This is a genomic window from Pseudomonas beijingensis, assembly GCF_030687295.1.
GTDB lineage: Bacteria > Pseudomonadota > Gammaproteobacteria > Pseudomonadales > Pseudomonadaceae > Aquipseudomonas > Aquipseudomonas beijingensis.
In genome coordinates, this window is record NZ_CP117425.1 from 5924618 (window position 1) to 5940516 (window position 15899).

The window sequence follows — 15899 nt, forward strand, 5'->3', positions numbered from 1 at the left end:
CCCGACGACAACAAGCATTATTGGATTGGCGGACAACGCGTTGCCCGCCGAAACTAACGAAGGACAGTCTTTAAAAAAATCACAGCAGCCGCCACAAACAATCTAAATCAAGATGTTTTTAATTGTTTTCGATGCGCTCGCCATTGAAGCGTTTAATTTCTCGCCACCTGTCGCCGATCCTCCCGCGGGCAGCGCGCGAACCGTGTCCGATAGCTGCGGGTAAAGTACGACGGTGACTCAAAGCCGCAGGCGATGCTCACCTCCAGCACGCTCATGTCGGTCTGGCGCAGCAGCTGCCGGGCCTTTTCCAGGCGCAGGCGCAGGTAGAAGTTGCTCGGGGTGTCGTTCAGGTGCAGGCGGAACAGGCGTTCGAGCTGGCGGCGGGTGACGTTGATCGACTCGGCCAACGCCAAGGTGCTCAGGGGCGGTTCGCTGTGGGTTTCCATCTCGCCGATGACGTGCACCAGCTTCTTGTTGCGAACGCCATAGCGATTGGCGATTTCCATGCGCTGGTGGTCTTTGCGCGGGCGGATGCGGCCGAGCACGAACTGTTCGCTGACCTGGATCGCCAGTTCCGAACCGTGGGCCTGGCCGATCAGATCGAGCATCAGGTCGATGGACGCGGTGCCGCCCGCACACGTGATGCGGCGCCGGTCGATTTCGAACAGTTCCTGGGTCACGCCAAGCTGTGGATAAGACTCCTTGAACGCCTCGATCGCTTCCCAATGCAAGGTCACGCGATGCCCTTCCAGCAGCCCCGACTCGGCCAGGACCACGCTGCCGGTGTCGATGCCGCCCAGGATCACGCCTTCGCTGTCCAACCGATGCAGCCAGCGCTCCAGTGCCGGGGTGGCGAATTTCAGCGGCTCGAACCCCGCCACCACCCAAAGGGTCGCGCCTTTCTTCAAGGGCTCCAGCGCGGCATCGGCGTTGACCGACATGCCGTTGCTCGCCAGCACCGCCCCGCCATCGATACTCAGCACATGCCAGCGATACAGCTCGCCGCGAAAACGATTGGCCACCCGCAACGGCTCGATGGCCGAAATGAAGCCGATGGCTGAAAAGCCCGGCATCAACAAGAAGTAGAAATCCTGGGACATGGAGCGCACTCGATTGGCGGGTAGCGTGCGGATCTTGATACGCCAGTTGCAAGGGCTGTTCAAGCGCTGCAGGCCCCTATTCGTGAAACAGGACACTAGGTCGCCGCAGTGCAAGAGCACGTCGCCGCTGTGCGTTTTGCCAGGCGTGGGGCTGCGTAACTTGGCATCACCGGCACGCAGATGCCGGAACCCATAACAATAAGCTGCCGAGGAACCCGACATGAAACGACTGATCAGCTCCTGCGTCCTTGCACTCAGCGGTACCGTTTTCCTGAATGGCGCGGTCATGGCGGGCGAGCCCGCCGCATGCCAGAACGTACGCCTGGGCGTGGTGAACTGGACCGACGTCATCGCCACCAGCGCCCTGACCCAAGTGATGCTCGACGGTCTCGGCTACAAGACCAAGCAGACCAGCGCCTCCCAGCAAATCATCTTCGCCGGCATCCGCGACCAGCGCCTGGACTTGTTCCTCGGCTACTGGAACCCGTTGATGACCCAGACCATCACCCCATTCGTCGAGGCCAAGCAGGTCAAGGTGCTGGAGCAGCCCAGCCTCAAGGACGCCCGCGCCACTCTGGCCGTACCGACCTACCTGGCCGACAAGGGCCTGAAAACCTTCGCCGACATCGCCAAATTCGAAAAAGAGTTGGGCGGCAAGATCTACGGCATCGAACCCGGTTCCGGCGCCAACACCCAGATCAAGGCGATGATCGCCAAGAACCAGTTCGGCCTGGGCAAATTCCAACTGGTGGAATCCAGCGAAGCCGGCATGCTCGCCGCCGTGGACCGCGCCGTACGACGCAAGGAAGCCGTGGTGTTCTTCGGCTGGGCGCCGCATCCGATGAACGTCAACGTGCAAATGACCTACCTCACCGGCAGCGAAGACGCCCTCGGTCCGAACGAAGGCATGGCCACCGTGTGGACCGTCACTGCGCCAAACTACGCCGAGCAATGCCCGAACGTCGGTCGCTTGCTGAGCAACCTGACCTTCACCGCCGAAGACGAGAGCCGGATGATGCAGCCGTTGCTCGATCACAAGGATCCCCTCGAATCGGCCCGGCAATGGCTCAAGGATCACCCGCAAGACAAGCAGCGCTGGCTCGAAGGCGTGACCACCTTCGACGGCAAGCCGGCCGCCGACAACCTGAAACTCACCAGTAACTGACCCACCGTTATCCATCTGCGCAGCGCCAAAGGGCTGCGCAGTGACTTACCACGCCTGAAGGAATCCGCACCATGAACCACGACGTCATCATCACCTGCGCACTCACCGGTGCTGGCGACACGACCGCCAAGAGCCCGCACGTGCCGGTCACCCCGAAACAGATCGCCGCCGCTGCCGTCGAGGCGGCGAAGGCCGGGGCCACGGTGGTCCACTGCCACGTTCGCGATCCGCAGACCGGCAAGTTCAGCCGCGATGTGGCGCTGTACCGCGAAGTGATGGAGCGCATCCGTGAGGCGGACGTCGACATCATCGTCAACCTCACCGCCGGTATGGGCGGCGACCTGGAGATCGGCGCTGGCGAAAACCCGATGGAGTTCGGCCCCAACACCGACCTGGTGGGCCCGCTGACTCGCCTGGCCCATGTCGAGGAGCTGTTGCCGGAAATCTGCACCCTGGATTGCGGCACCCTGAACTTTGGCGACGGCGACACCATTTACGTCTCCACCCCGGCGCAACTGCGGGCCGGCGCCAAGCGCATCACTGAACTGGGGGTCAAGGCCGAGTTGGAGATCTTCGACACCGGCCACCTGTGGTTCGCCAAGCAACTGATCAAGGAAGGCCTGCTGGACAACCCGCTGTTCCAGCTCTGTCTGGGCATCCCGTGGGGGGCACCGGCCGACACCACCACTATGAAGGCCATGGTCGACAACCTGCCGGCCGATGCAGTGTGGGCCGGCTTCGGCATCGGCCGCATGCAAATGCCGATGGCCGCCCAGGCAGTGCTGCTGGGGGGCAACGTGCGGGTCGGGCTGGAAGACAACCTCTGGCTGGACAAAGGCGTGCTCGCCACCAACGGCCAATTGGTGGAGCGGGCTGGCGAAATCCTCAGTCGCCTTGGGGCGCGAGTGCTCACGCCCGCTGAGGGGCGCAAGAAAATGGGTCTGACTCAGCGCGGCTGACCAAACACTTATCTCCCCCTAGGGACACAACCTGTGGGAGCAAGGCTTGCCCGCGATGACGGTATGTCAGTCGACATCCCTGTTGAATCTACTGCCGCCATCGCGGGCAAGCCTTGCTCCCACAGGGAATCACCGAACTATTTCTTCAGGAAAATCACCATGAGCTTCATCACCGACATCAAGACCTTTGCCGCCCTGGGCAGCGGCGTGATCGGCAGCGGCTGGGTCAGCCGGGCCTTGGCCCATGGCCTCGACGTTGTCGCCTGGGACCCGGCCCCCGGCGCTGAAGCCGCGCTGCGCAAACGCGTCGCCAACGCCTGGGGCGCCCTGGAGAAACAAGGCCTGGCCCCTGGCGCCTCGCAGGATCGCCTGCGCTTTGTCGCCACCATCGAAGAATGCGTGCGCGACGCCGACTTCATCCAGGAAAGCGCCCCCGAGCGGCTGGAACTCAAGCTCGAACTGCACGCCCAGATCAGCGCCGCCGCCAAGCCAGATGCACTGATCGGATCGAGTACCTCGGGGCTGCTGCCAAGCGAGTTCTATGAAAACTCCACCCACCCGGAACGGTGCGTGGTCGGGCACCCGTTCAACCCCGTCTATCTATTGCCGCTGGTGGAAGTGGTCGGTGGCAAAAACACCGCGCCCGAAGCCGTGCAAGCGGCGATGCAGGTGTATGAATCCCTCGGCATGCGGCCGTTGCACGTGCGCAAGGAAGTGCCCGGCTTCATCGCCGACCGCCTGCTCGAAGCGCTGTGGCGCGAGGCCCTGCATCTGGTCAACGACGGTGTCGCTACCACTGGGGAAATCGACGATGCCATCCGTTTTGGCGCCGGCCTGCGCTGGTCGTTCATGGGCACGTTCCTGACCTACACCCTGGCCGGCGGCGATGCCGGCATGCGGCACTTCATGGCCCAGTTCGGCCCGGCACTGCAACTGCCGTGGACCTACCTGCCAGCGCCGGAACTGACCGAGAAGCTGATCGACGATGTGGTGGATGGCACGAGCGAGCAATTGGGCAACCACAGCATTTCGGCCCTGGAGCGCTATCGTGATGATTGCCTGCTGGCAGTGCTGGAGGCGGTGAAGGCCACCAAAGCCAAACATGGCATGGCCTTCAGCGAGTAATCCTGGGCTTTTTGGGCCAGCAGGTCTGGCCCCATCGCGAGCAAGCTCGCTCCCACAGGGATTTCGCGGTGTGAACACTATTTTATTTCACTCAGAAGATCCCCTGTGGGAGCGAGCTTGCTCGCGATAGCGCCAGCCCAGTCACCACAACTGTCGGAACCAGGACCATGCCCACCCTCACCACCTACCAAACCCCCATCCTCCCCGAATGGGTCGATTACAACGGCCATCTGCGCGATGCCTTCTACCTGCTGATCTTCAGCTACGCCACCGACGCGCTGATGGACCGGCTCGGCCTGGACAGCCAGAACCGCGAAGCCAGCGGCCACTCGCTGTTCACCCTCGAACTTCACCTCAATTACCTGCACGAAGTGAAGCTTGGGGCCGAGGTGCAAGTGCACACGCAGATCATCGGCCACGACGCCAAACGCCTGCATCTCTACCACAGCCTGCACCTGGTTGGTGGTGATAAAGAGTTGGCCGGCAATGAGCAGATGCTGCTGCACGTCGACCTCGCCGGTCCGCGCTCGGCGCCCTTCACGCAGCAGACCCTGGCCCGGCTCGACGCCCTGCTCGACGAGCAATCCGACCTGCCGCCCCCGGCGTACATCGGCCGGGTCATCGCCCTGCCCCCCGCCCGATAAGCCTTGAACAGGAGATCGCATGAACACCGCCGCCGCTTTTGCCGACTTCCGCCGTTATCCCCTGATCTTCGCGTTGACCGCCGCAACCCCCTTGGCCGACCAGGTGCAAGTGACGTGGGCCGATGGCCGGACCAGCCCTTTTCATCACCCATGGCTGCGGGACAACTGCCCGTGCGCCCAATGCGTCTACAGCGTCACCCGCGAGCAGGTGCTGGAAATCGTCGACGTCCCGGAAGGGATGTCACCCAGGGCGGTCCGTCTCGACACCGAAGGCTGTCTCTGCGTGGACTGGCAGGACGGCCACCAGAGCCGTTTCGACCCGGGCTGGTTGCGCGCCCACGCCTACGACGATCAATCCCGGGCCGAGCGCCTGGCGAACAAGCCGCGGTGCCAGCTGTGGCGGCACGACCTGCCACTGCCGGTGTTCGATTACCCGGCGCTGATGGACGATGCCGATGCGTTGCTGCACTGGTTGCTGGCGGTGCGCGACATCGGCCTGACCCAAGTGCGTGGCGTGCCCACCGAACCCGGTTCGCTGAAACGCATTGCCCAGCGCATTTCCTTCATCCGCGAGAGCAACTTCGGCGTGCTGTTCAACGTGCAGTCCAAGGCCGATGCCGACAGCAACGCCTACACCGCTTTCAACCTGCCACTGCACACCGACCTGCCGACCCGGGAGTTGCAGCCGGGGCTGCAGTTCTTGCATTGCCTGGTGAATGACGCTGACGGTGGCGAGAGCATTTTTGTCGACGGTTTTGCCATTGCCGAGGCGTTGCGCCAAGAAGACCCCGAGGCCTTCGACGCCCTTTGCCAGATCCCGGTGGAATTTCGCAACAAGGACCGCCGCAGCGACTACCGCTGCCTGGCGCCGATCATCGCCCTGGATGCCCTCGGGCAGGTTTCGGAAATCCGCATGGCGAACTTCCTGCGAGGGCCGTTCGACACCTCGGTCGAGCAGATGCCCAGGCTTTACCGTGCCTACCGCCGCTTCATCGCCCTGACCCGCGAGCCACACTTTCGCCTGGTGCAGCGCCTCGAACCCGGCCAGCTCTGGTGCTTCGACAATCGCCGCACCCTCCACGCCCGCAACGCCTTCGACCCGGCCTCCGGAGCCCGGCATTTCCAGGGGTGCTATGTGGATCGAGATGAGTTGTTGTCGCGGATTCTGGTGTTGCAGAGGTAGACCGCGTCATCGTTCATCGCGAGCAAGCTCGCTCCCACATTGAGTTCTGTGAACGCCACAGCCCCCCTGTGGGAGCGAGCTTGCTCGCGATAGCGCCCTGTCAAACACCCCATCACGTCCTGATTTTCACAGGCAAAAAAATCCCCGATCAAGCCGTGACAGGATCGGGGCAGGAGCGTTACTGGAGGAGCTGTTGCGCGAGGGTGACCAAACCATCGTGATTCAGCTTGGGGCCAGTGTGCCCAGTCCAGGTCTGGGCAAGTTAGCCGAAAACGACGCCTCCATAGTCATTCATGACATTGCGACCATTTGCCCTTGCCGCCGCTTCGGGTGGCTACCAGAATCGAGACACGACCCCAATCCCTGAACAAGGAAAAGCGTCATGATGCACGCCGATTTGATCGACCAGGAAGACCTGCTGGGCCACCTCAAGGCCCTGGGGTTGCAGATACCCAGCGGTGCCACTGCCGAGCAGGCCTGCGAATATGCCGTGCGGGGGCTGGATACGGCCCGCGCCAATGAATTGCGCAAGATGGTCAAGGACATGTACACCAGCGGCGCCACCGTCCTGCCGGCCGTGCGCGAGGCGTTCGACAAGCAGTTGTTGCCGGCGTTGACGCAATACCACCAGACCCATAGCGGCTAGCGGCTGATAAAACCTGTGGGAGCGAGCTTGCTCGCGATGACGGCCTCGCAGCCGGCCAGGGTTTTGTTGACTGAGTACATATCCATTTTTTGCGTAACGGCCGCTTAGGGTTCCGCCCTTACGGCGGCTCACTTTTGGAAAAGCCGGGAGCCGGACCAGCCAAAAGTAAGCAAAAGCGCTTTGCCCCACCACTCGGTGCCTCGCTTAGGCTCGGCATGCCTGAACGAAGGCATTGCTCCGTGAGCCGCCGCGAAGGGCCATCCATGGCCCAGCGCGGCTACCTCGGCATCCATGCCGAGGTGCCCACTGCGCAATACCTTCATTCAGCCAGCGAGGTTAACGGGGCGCCCGAGATCAACGTCCACCACGAGGCGGCCTGATAGCCGACCTGGTTCTTGGTGAGACCGCGTTTCCCCTGTGGGAGCGGGCTTGCTCGCGAAGACGGCCTTACAGCCGACCTCTCTCTGGCCACCCCCCAATCCAACTGTGGGAGCGAGCTTGCTCGCGATGAAGGCGCTGAGGTCTTAGAGCCTCACACTGGCAAACGTCGACTCATTACGCGCCTGACTCAGCGCCGACAGCGGCCCGGACAATGGCGACAACACCAGCGCCTGCGGCAGCGGCATCATTGCCACCTGTTGTGTGGTGTTGGAGCCGACGCGTTCGTCCCTTGGCGGTATGCCGAAGTATTCGCGGTAGCACTTGGAGAAGTGCGGGGTAGAGACAAAGCCGCACACCGACGCCACTTCGATGATCGACATCGGCGTCTGCTTGAGCAGTTGCCGCGCACGAATCAGCCGCAGCTTGAGGTAATAGCGCGACGGTGAGCAGTGCAGGTATTTCTGGAACAACCGCTCCAGCTGGCGCCGGGACACGGCGACGTACACCGCCAGTTCGTCCAGGTCGATCGGCTCTTCGAGGTTGGCTTCCATCAGCGCGACGATTTCCTGCAACTTCGGCTGGTTGGTGCCAAGCATGTGCTTGAGCGGCACACGCTGGTGATCCTGCTCGTTGCGGATACGCTCGTAGACAAACATTTCAGAGATCGCCGCCGACAGCTCACGACCGTGATCACGACTGATCAGGTGCAGCATCATGTCCAGCGGCGCGGTGCCACCGGAGCTGGTGAAGCGGTTGCGGTCGAGGGTGAACAGGCGGGTGCTCATCGATACCCGCGGGAAAGCTTCCTGCATCGCCGCCAGGCATTCCCAGTGCACACTGCAATCGAAACCGTCCAGCAGGCCGGCGCAGGCCAGGGCCCAACTGCCGGTGCAGACCGCGCCGAGGCGACGGGACTGGCGGGCCTGGCTCTGCAGCCACGACACGTGTTCACGGGTCACGGTGCGCTGGATGCCGATGCCGCCACAAACGATGACGGTGTCCAGGGGCGGCGCCTTGTGCATGGAGGCGTCGGGGGTGATCTGCAAACCGTCGCTGGCCCAGACCTGGCCGCCATCGACCGTAAGGGTGGTCCAGCGATACAGCTCGCGACCGGATAGTTGGTTGGCCATGCGTAGCGGTTCTACCGCGGACGCCAGGGAAATCAGCGTGAAATTGTCCAGCAGCAAAAAGCCGATGGATTGAGGCGCACGGTTCTGGGGTTGGGCCCCGGAGTTGGACGTCGTCATCGCGGTATCTCCTCACACAAAGCGGGTGATGGCCTCAGGCGGAGGCTCTTGTTATTGCCACGTTCTCTTGCGCGAGACAGGGCTTTATCGGGATAGAGCAATTGCCATGCCTAAAATTGAATGTGTGTTCAATAAATCCTGAAAACGACATCGCGGCCTGTCTATATAAGGCGTGCATCGAGTGCAGGTTTTAGGTGCCATCAGTGGCGGCAGGTACGGATCACAGAAGGCTGTGAGCAGTTCGGTAGCACTTGTGGGAACTGGGCTGCGCGGCTTGCGCAAGGAGTAGCACCACAGGTGCGGGTGACGGACGGTCGAGCGCGATTCAGCGGCTGGCTCGACAACGGGGGGCTTGTCTGTTTGCGACGCGCCAAAAGGTGGCGCATTTGTGGATGGGTGTTCATTTTACGAGCGATTTTCGATCTCGTGGATAAAGGGAATCTGTGTGGGAGCAAAGCTTGCTCGCGATGACAGTATGTCTGTCGACATCCATGTTGAGTCTACTGCCGCCATCGCGGGCAAGCCTTGCTCCCACAGAGTCCCTCTTGTCACAACGGGTTGTGCGAACGCGATTTCAGCACTCCACCGCACTGACCGCCAAACCACCGCGGGATGTCTCTTTATATTTGTCATGCATGTCGGCACCGGTATCACGCATGGTACGGATCACCCGGTCCAGAGAGATGAAATGCTGGCCATCCCCGCGCAAGGCCATTTGGGCGGCGTTGATGGCCTTGACCGCGGCGATCGCATTGCGCTCGATGCACGGCACCTGCACCAGGCCGCCCACTGGGTCGCAGGTCAGGCCGAGGTTGTGTTCCAGGCCGATTTCCGCGGCGTTGCACAGTTGCTCTGGCGTGGCCCCGAGGATTTCCGCCAGGCCTGCCGCCGCCATGGCGCAGGCCGATCCCACCTCGCCTTGGCAACCGACTTCGGCGCCGGAGATCGATGCGTTCTTTTTGCACAGGATCCCGACGGCCGCCGCACCGAGGAAATAATCCACGACGTTGGCGTCGGTGACCGCTTCGCTGAATTTCATGAAGTAGTGCAGCACCGCCGGGATGATCCCCGCCGCACCGTTGGTCGGCGCCGTGACCATGCGCCCACCGGCCGCGTTCTCCTCGTTGACCGCCAGGGCAAACAGGTTGACCCACTCCATGGCGCTGAGGGTCGAGCCGATGACATTGGGCTTGTTCAGCTCCTGCAGGCTGCGGTGCAACTTGGCCGCCCGCCGACGCACATTCAAGCCGCCCGGCAGGATGCCTTCGTGCTTGAGGCCCTGCTCGACGCAATCCTGCATGGCCCGCCACAGCTTCATCAGGCCACTGCGGATCTCTTCTTCGGAACGCCAGACCTTTTCGTTGGCCAGCATCAATTCGGCCACCCGCAAGTTGTGGGTACGGCACAACTCAAGCAATTCTTCGGCGCTGGAGAAATCGTAAGGCAGCTCAGTGCTGTCCAGATCCACCACGCCGCTGGAGGCCTGGGCCTCATCAACGACAAAGCCACCGCCAACCGAGTAATAAGTGTCACGGTGCAGCTCACCGTCGGCACCCTCGGCTACCAGTGTCATCGCATTGGGGTGGAATGGCAGGTTCTCGTCGATCAGGCGCATGTCCCGGGACCAGATGAACGGCACGGGCAGGCGACCGTCGAGCAGCAGGGTCTGGGTTTCACGCAGCAGCTCGATGCGCGGGCCGATCTGCGACGGGTCGATTGCGTCCGGCCACTCCCCCATCAGGCCCATGATCACGGCGTTGTCGCTGCCATGGCCGATGCCGGTGGCCGACAATGAACCGAACAACTGCACCTCGACCCGACGCACATCATGGAGCAGGGCCTTTGCCTTCAGTGCTTCAACGAACAGCGCCGCGGCACGCATGGGGCCCACGGTGTGGGAACTGGACGGGCCGATACCGATTTTGAACAAGTCGAAAACGCTGATTGCCATTGCCGATAACCTCCAGAACAGGCACATCCGGGCGCAGGAGCGTCCGGTGACGGAGCTGCTACGCTCAACGCCGGGATGGCCGCATCATCCGGTTTTTGCCTTGGCGCCCGACGTCTGACACCGACGCAATCATGCCCATCAACGCCGCGGGTCCCCGACCCCGGTTTTACGGCGTTTTTCTACGTGTCAGAGGCCCGTCGGGGGCGGAAAAAATCTGTAAACGACGTCACCGACACTGGATGCGACCATCCCTGTACTGGATACGACCCACCCTGTAGGCGTCAGATTTGCACTGGTACATGATCAGTTACGGCTCGTTTGCAAGGCCGCGTGTCAGAGAGTGCCCACGCGCCACCAACCGCAACATCCAATTAAGCGCGGTTGTCCTGACCGGACAACGCCAATAAAAAACCAGGAGTCCACCCATGAAAGGTTCCAAGCCGTTGTTGTTGGCCGCCATGCTGAGTCTTCCGATGCTGGCCAACGCTGCAGAACCCGAAAAGTGCAGTACCGTCAACTTCTCCGATGTCGGCTGGACCGACATTACCGTGACCACGGCGACCACCAGCGTGGTGCTGGACGCGCTGGGCTACAAGACCAAGACCACCATGATTTCCGTGCCGGTGACCTACAAGTCCCTGGCCGATGGCAAGAACATGGATGTATTCCTCGGCAACTGGATGCCGACCATGGAAAACGACATCAAGGCCTACCGTGAAGCGGGCACCGTGGAAACCGTGCGCACCAACCTCACGGGCGCCAAATACACCCTCGCCGTGCCCCAGGCCTTGTATGACAAGGGCCTGCATGACTTCGCCGACATCCCCAAATTCAAGAAAGAGCTGGACGGCAAGATCTACGGCATCGAACCGGGTAACGACGGCAACCGCCTGATCCAGAGCATGATCGAAAAGAACGCCTTCGGCCTGAAGGACGCAGGCTTCAAAGTCGTCGAGTCGAGTGAAGCGGGCATGCTCTCGCAGGTCGATCGCGCCGCCAAGCGTGGCACCGACGTGGTGTTCCTCGGCTGGGCGCCACATCCGATGAACACCCGCTTCAAGATTCAGTACCTGACCGGCGGCGATGACTTCTTCGGCCCCGATTTCGGTGCCGCTACCGTGGCGACCAACACCCGCAAGGGCTACAGCCAGGAATGCAGCAACGTTGGGCAACTGTTGAAAAACCTGGAGTTCACCGTCGACATGGAAAGCACGCTGATGGGCAACGTGCTCGACGACAAGATGAAACCTGAGGCCGCCGCCAAGGCCTGGCTGAAGAAAAACCCACAGGTACTCGATACCTGGCTCGCTGGCGTGACCACCATTGACGGTAAACCTGGCCTGGAAGCCGTGAAAGCCAAACTTGCGCAATAACTGCCTATGTTATGCCGGGCGAGTTCGCTCGTCCGGGCTGTTTATTCCCTTGCATGCGGACGTTCACTACCATGCTTATTGATCAGAAAATACCCTTGGGCCAGTACATCGCGGGCTTTGTCGAATGGTTGACGCAAAACGGCGCCAACACCTTCGACGCAATCGCGCTGTTCCTGGAAACGATGATTCACGGCGTGACGTTTGCGCTGACCTGGTTCAACCCCCTGGCCCTGATCGGCCTCATCGCGCTATTGGCGCACTTTATCCAGCGCAAATGGGGCCTGACCGTATTCGTCATCGCGTCCTTCCTGCTGATTCTCAACCTGGGTTACTGGCAAGAGACCATGGAAACCCTCGCCCAGGTGCTGTTCGCGACCCTGGTCTGTGTGCTGATCGGCGTGCCGCTAGGCATTGTTGCCGCGCACAAGCCGATGTTCTACACCATGATGCGTCCGGTGCTCGATCTGATGCAGACCGTACCGACCTTCGTCTACCTCATTCCTACCCTGACCCTTTTCGGTCTGGGTGTGGTCCCGGGTCTGATCTCCACGGTGGTGTTCGCGATTGCCGCGCCGATCCGCCTGACCTACCTGGGCATCCGCGACGTACCGGACGAACTGATGGACGCCGGCAAAGCCTTTGGCTGCTCCCGTCGCCAACTCCTGTCGCGCATTGAACTGCCCCATGCGATGCCGAGCATCGCGGCCGGTATCACCCAGTGCATCATGCTGTCGTTGTCGATGGTGGTGATTGCCGCGCTGGTGGGTGCCGACGGCCTGGGCAAACCCGTGGTCAACGCACTGAACACCGCCGATATCGCCCTGGGCTTCGAAGCCGGCCTGGCGATCGTCCTGTTGGCGATCATGCTCGACCGAATCTGCAAACAACCCGACGCCAAAGTAGGGGGTGACGCATGAGCATAATTCGCTTTGAAGACGTTGACGTGATCTTCGCCAGGGACCCTCGCGAGGCCCTCAAACTGCTCGACCAGGGCATGACCCGCAACGAAATCCTGAAGAAAACCGGGCAAATCGTCGGCGTGGAAAAAGCCAGCCTGGATATCGAGAAAGGCGAAATCTGTGTCTTGATGGGCCTTTCCGGCTCCGGCAAATCCAGCCTGCTGCGCTGCATCAACGGCTTGAACACCGTCAGCCGCGGCAAGCTGTTCGTCGAGCACGAAGGCCGGCAGATCGACATTGCGTCCTGCACCCCCGCAGAACTGAAGATGATGCGCACCAAGCGTATCGCCATGGTGTTCCAGAAATTCGCCCTGATGCCTTGGCTGACGGTGCGCGAGAACATCAGCTTCGGCCTGGAAATGCAGGGCCGCCCGGAAAAGGAACGGCGCAAGCTGGTGGATGAGAAGCTTGAGCTGGTGGGCCTGACCCAGTGGCGCAACAAGAAGCCCGACGAATTGTCCGGCGGCATGCAGCAACGGGTCGGCCTGGCCCGCGCCCTGGCAATGGACGCCGACATCCTGCTGATGGACGAACCGTTCTCGGCCCTCGACCCGTTGATCCGCCAAGGCCTGCAAGACGAACTGCTGGAACTGCAGCGCAAGCTGAGCAAGACCATCGTGTTCGTCAGCCACGACCTCGACGAAGCCCTGAAGCTGGGCAGCCGTATCGCGATCATGAAGGATGGCCGGATCATCCAGTACAGCAAACCGGAAGAAATCGTGCTGAACCCGGCGGACGACTATGTGCGCACCTTCGTCGCCCATACCAATCCGCTCAACGTCCTGTGCGGCCGCAGCCTGATGCGCACCCTGGACAACTGCAAGCGCATCAACGGTTCGGTCTGCCTGGATCCGGGCGGCGACTCCTGGCTCGACCTGGCCGAAGGCAACACCATCAAGGGCGCCCGGCAGAACGGCGCGGCCCTGGACCTGCAAAACTGGGCACCGGGCCAGGCAGTGGAAGACCTGGGCCGGCGTCCAACCCTGGTGGACTCCAACATCGGCATGCGCGACGCCCTGCAGATCCGCTACCAGACCGGCAACAAACTGGTGCTCCACGATAACCAGAAAGTCGTCGGGATCCTGGGCGACAGCGAGCTGTACCACGCACTGCTCGGCAAGAACCTGGGCTGAGCCCACGCACACAAAAACGCCGCGAGATGATCGCGGCGTTTTTGTTTGTGCAGGTACTCAAGCTGAACGCGGACTCCTGTGGCGAGGGGATTTATCCCCGCTCGGCTGCGCAGCAGTCGTAAGCCGGCTGACTGGGTTCACCTGTTGCACCGCGGTGTCCGGTTTTGGGGCTGCTTCGCAGCCCAGCGGGGCGGTGCGACGTTTCGCTAAATCCCCTCGCCACAACAGTGTTTACAACCATGGAATGGGTCAGCTAAAGACCCGCCCCAGCGCCGCCAACTCCGCCCGCTCCTGCTCGGCCTGCACATCCTGGCGCATGGCCTTGTGCAGCCCGAACATGAAGAACACCAGCACCACCGAGAACGGTAATCCGGCCAGCACGACCATGGTTTGCATGGCTTCGAAGTTACCGGCGAACAGCAGGCCGATGGTCACCAGCGTGATCGCCACCGACCAGAAGATCCGCAACCAGTGTGGTGCATCTTCATCGACGCTACCGCCCTTGCACGAAAGGTTGGCCATCATCACCGCGCCGGAGTCGGCCGGGGTCAGGAACAACACGAAACCGACGAAGATCGACACGCCGATCACGACCTTCGACGCCGGGTAATACTCCAGCAACTGGTAGATCGACATGGACGGCTGCGTCAGCGCCGTCTTGCCCAGTTCCACCGCCCCCTGGTTCATCACCAGGTCCAGGGCCGAGTTACCGAAAATCGACAGCCAGGCCAACGTAAAGCCCAAGGGAATCAACAGCACACCCGCCACCAGCTCGCGCACGGTGCGGCCACGGGAAATACGTGCGATGAACATGCCGACGAAAGGGGCCCAGGAAATCCACCAGGCCCAGTAGAACAAGGTCCACAGGCCCAGCCAACGATCAGACTTGGCGCTGTCGTCGACATACACGTACAGGTCAAACGTCTTGAGAATCACACCGTTGAGGTAATCGCCGATGTTCTGCACGAAGCCATTGAGCAAGTGCAGGGTCGGACCGAACAGCAAGACGAAAATCAGCAGGCCGCTGAACAGCACGATGTTCAGGTTCGACAAGCGGCGGATGCCGTTCTCCACGCCGGACACCGCAGCGATGGTCGCCACGGTGCTCATCACGATGATCACGATCAGCAGGTTGGTGTTGCTGTGTTCCATGCCGAACAGATTTTCCAGTCCGGAGGCGACTTGCAACGAGCCGATCCCCAGGTTGGTCACCAGCCCCAACAACGTCACGAACATGCCGAAACCGTCCACCGCGTGACCGGCCGCACCCTTGACCCAGCGCTCGCCCACCAGCGGATACAACGCCGAACGCAGCGCCAGCGGCTGGTTGTGCCGGTAGGCGAAATACGCCACGGCCAGGCCCACCAAGGCGTAGATCGCCCAGCCGTGCAGCCCCCAGTGCAAGAACGTCAGCTGCACGGCCTGGCGCGCGGCCATTTGGCTGCCGGCCACGCCTTCGGGCGGGTTGAAATAATGGTCCAGCGGCTCGGAGGCGCCGAAGTACAGCAAGGAAATGCCAATGCCAGAGGAAAACAGCATCCCGGCCCAGGCGCCGTAGCTGAAGTCCGGGGTGTCATCCTTGCTGCCCAGTTTGAGCTTGCCATAGGAGGAAAACGCCAGGCCGACCACAAACACCAGATAAGCCGCGATCACGACCATGTAGTACCAGCCAAAGCTGCGGGACAACCACGCCTGGGCGATGCCGAGCAATCGGCCGGCCTCCTGCGGGGCGACAATCAGGATGGCTGTCAGCAGCAGAATCAACGCGGTGGAGGTGTAGAACACCCAACCGTTGACCGTCACCTTTTGCGGTGGGGTCTTTATTAGAAAGGCAGAACTCATTGCACGGATGCTCCAGGCAGTGCGAGAGAAGGACAAGGCAACGCGGTACCCGACCAATCGGTCAGTGGGCAGCCGACCGGCGGGTGTTATAAAGACACCCTTAAAGCCCTTGTCCCCTTAATGCGTGGGTCTTGGGTCCTTGATGTCTCGCTTCTGCGCCATTTACGCGTAGGAAATTTCGGCAAATCGCG

14 protein-coding genes are annotated in these 15899 nt (G+C 61.7%); 10 read left to right on the forward strand and 4 right to left on the reverse strand.

The window, feature by feature from the left end:
- Nucleotides 1-152: 152 nt before the first annotated feature.
- On the reverse strand, nt 153-1100 hold the full coding sequence (locus PSH84_RS26355; RefSeq protein ID WP_122566605.1) for a GlxA family transcriptional regulator: 948 nt from the start codon (nt 1098-1100) through the stop codon (nt 153-155).
- Nucleotides 1101-1320: 220 nt separating this feature from the next.
- On the opposite strand from PSH84_RS26355, the gene PSH84_RS26360 reads away from it, so the two are divergent.
- The 7 genes from PSH84_RS26360 to PSH84_RS26390 all read left to right on the forward strand — a co-directional run bounded on the left by PSH84_RS26360 (nt 1321) and on the right by PSH84_RS26390 (nt 7202).
- Complete coding sequence (locus PSH84_RS26360) at nt 1321-2265, forward strand: choline ABC transporter substrate-binding protein (RefSeq protein ID WP_122566604.1); 945 nt, start codon at nt 1321-1323, stop codon at nt 2263-2265.
- Nucleotides 2266-2336: 71 nt separating this feature from the next.
- Complete coding sequence (gene cdhC / locus PSH84_RS26365) at nt 2337-3224, forward strand: 3-dehydrocarnitine:acetyl-CoA trimethylamine transferase CdhC (protein ID WP_305482004.1); 888 nt, start codon at nt 2337-2339, stop codon at nt 3222-3224.
- A gap of 159 nt (nt 3225-3383) precedes the next feature.
- Nucleotides 3384-4349: an L-carnitine dehydrogenase gene (locus PSH84_RS26370; RefSeq protein ID WP_305482005.1), complete on the forward strand. Its 966-nt coding sequence runs from the start codon at nt 3384-3386 to the stop codon at nt 4347-4349.
- A gap of 167 nt (nt 4350-4516) precedes the next feature.
- Nucleotides 4517-4993: a thioesterase family protein gene (locus PSH84_RS26375; RefSeq protein WP_122566602.1), complete on the forward strand. Its 477-nt coding sequence runs from the start codon at nt 4517-4519 to the stop codon at nt 4991-4993.
- Nucleotides 4994-5012: 19 nt separating this feature from the next.
- Nucleotides 5013-6176: a gamma-butyrobetaine dioxygenase gene (locus tag PSH84_RS26380; RefSeq protein ID WP_122566601.1), complete on the forward strand. Its 1164-nt coding sequence runs from the start codon at nt 5013-5015 to the stop codon at nt 6174-6176.
- Between the two features lie 382 nt (nt 6177-6558).
- Nucleotides 6559-6822: a hypothetical protein gene (locus PSH84_RS26385; protein WP_122566600.1), complete on the forward strand. Its 264-nt coding sequence runs from the start codon at nt 6559-6561 to the stop codon at nt 6820-6822.
- Nucleotides 6823-7037: 215 nt separating this feature from the next.
- Nucleotides 7038-7202 (forward strand): hypothetical protein, encoded by a 165-nt coding sequence (locus PSH84_RS26390; protein ID WP_305483205.1) that lies wholly within the window; start codon nt 7038-7040, stop codon nt 7200-7202.
- Between the two features lie 144 nt (nt 7203-7346).
- Here the strand turns inward: PSH84_RS26390 and gbdR are convergent, their stop codons facing one another.
- On the reverse strand, nt 7347-8450 hold the full coding sequence (gbdR, locus tag PSH84_RS26395) for a choline metabolism transcriptional regulator GbdR (protein ID WP_060740272.1): 1104 nt from the start codon (nt 8448-8450) through the stop codon (nt 7347-7349).
- 574 nt (nt 8451-9024) lie between these two features.
- Nucleotides 9025-10401 carry an L-serine ammonia-lyase gene (locus tag PSH84_RS26400; RefSeq protein WP_122566599.1) on the reverse strand — a complete coding sequence of 459 codons (1377 nt, stop codon included), beginning with the start codon at nt 10399-10401 and terminating at the stop codon, nt 9025-9027.
- Between the two features lie 425 nt (nt 10402-10826).
- Here PSH84_RS26400 and PSH84_RS26405 point away from each other — a divergent pair, with 425 nt between their 5' ends.
- The 3 genes from PSH84_RS26405 to choV all read left to right on the forward strand — a co-directional run bounded on the left by PSH84_RS26405 (nt 10827) and on the right by choV (nt 13866).
- Nucleotides 10827-11774 carry a choline ABC transporter substrate-binding protein gene (locus PSH84_RS26405; protein ID WP_122566598.1) on the forward strand — a complete coding sequence of 316 codons (948 nt, stop codon included), beginning with the start codon at nt 10827-10829 and terminating at the stop codon, nt 11772-11774.
- A gap of 71 nt (nt 11775-11845) precedes the next feature.
- The gene (choW, locus tag PSH84_RS26410; RefSeq protein ID WP_014340605.1) at nt 11846-12691 is read left to right on the forward strand and encodes a choline ABC transporter permease subunit; all 846 of its coding nucleotides are present in this window, start codon (nt 11846-11848) and stop codon (nt 12689-12691) included.
- Nucleotides 12688-13866 (forward strand): choline ABC transporter ATP-binding protein, encoded by a 1179-nt coding sequence (gene choV / locus PSH84_RS26415; protein ID WP_122566597.1) that lies wholly within the window; start codon nt 12688-12690, stop codon nt 13864-13866. The genes choW and choV overlap by 4 nt, the downstream gene beginning before the upstream one ends.
- A 249-nt stretch (nt 13867-14115) precedes the next feature.
- Here the strand turns inward: choV and PSH84_RS26420 are convergent, their stop codons facing one another.
- Nucleotides 14116-15651 (reverse strand): BCCT family transporter, encoded by a 1536-nt coding sequence (locus tag PSH84_RS26420; RefSeq protein WP_305483199.1) that lies wholly within the window; start codon nt 15649-15651, stop codon nt 14116-14118.
- Nucleotides 15652-15899: the final 248 nt, after the last annotated feature.

Coding starts and splice junctions, on each gene's coding strand:
- PSH84_RS26370 (WP_305482005.1), top strand. CDS start 3,384: ATGAGCTTCATCACCGACATCAAGACCTTTGCCGCCCTGGGCAGCGGC.
- PSH84_RS26385 (WP_122566600.1), top strand. CDS start 6,559: ATGATGCACGCCGATTTGATCGACCAGGAAGACCTGCTGGGCCACCTC.
- PSH84_RS26360 (WP_122566604.1), top strand. CDS start 1,321: ATGAAACGACTGATCAGCTCCTGCGTCCTTGCACTCAGCGGTACCGTT.
- PSH84_RS26390 (WP_305483205.1), top strand. CDS start 7,038: ATGCCTGAACGAAGGCATTGCTCCGTGAGCCGCCGCGAAGGGCCATCC.
- choW (WP_014340605.1), top strand. CDS start 11,846: ATGCTTATTGATCAGAAAATACCCTTGGGCCAGTACATCGCGGGCTTT.
- PSH84_RS26380 (WP_122566601.1), top strand. CDS start 5,013: ATGAACACCGCCGCCGCTTTTGCCGACTTCCGCCGTTATCCCCTGATC.
- PSH84_RS26355 (WP_122566605.1), bottom strand. CDS start 1,100: ATGTCCCAGGATTTCTACTTCTTGTTGATGCCGGGCTTTTCAGCCATC.
- PSH84_RS26400 (WP_122566599.1), bottom strand. CDS start 10,401: ATGGCAATCAGCGTTTTCGACTTGTTCAAAATCGGTATCGGCCCGTCC.
- PSH84_RS26405 (WP_122566598.1), top strand. CDS start 10,827: ATGAAAGGTTCCAAGCCGTTGTTGTTGGCCGCCATGCTGAGTCTTCCG.
- PSH84_RS26375 (WP_122566602.1), top strand. CDS start 4,517: ATGCCCACCCTCACCACCTACCAAACCCCCATCCTCCCCGAATGGGTC.
- cdhC (WP_305482004.1), top strand. CDS start 2,337: ATGAACCACGACGTCATCATCACCTGCGCACTCACCGGTGCTGGCGAC.
- gbdR (WP_060740272.1), bottom strand. CDS start 8,450: ATGACGACGTCCAACTCCGGGGCCCAACCCCAGAACCGTGCGCCTCAA.
- choV (WP_122566597.1), top strand. CDS start 12,688: ATGAGCATAATTCGCTTTGAAGACGTTGACGTGATCTTCGCCAGGGAC.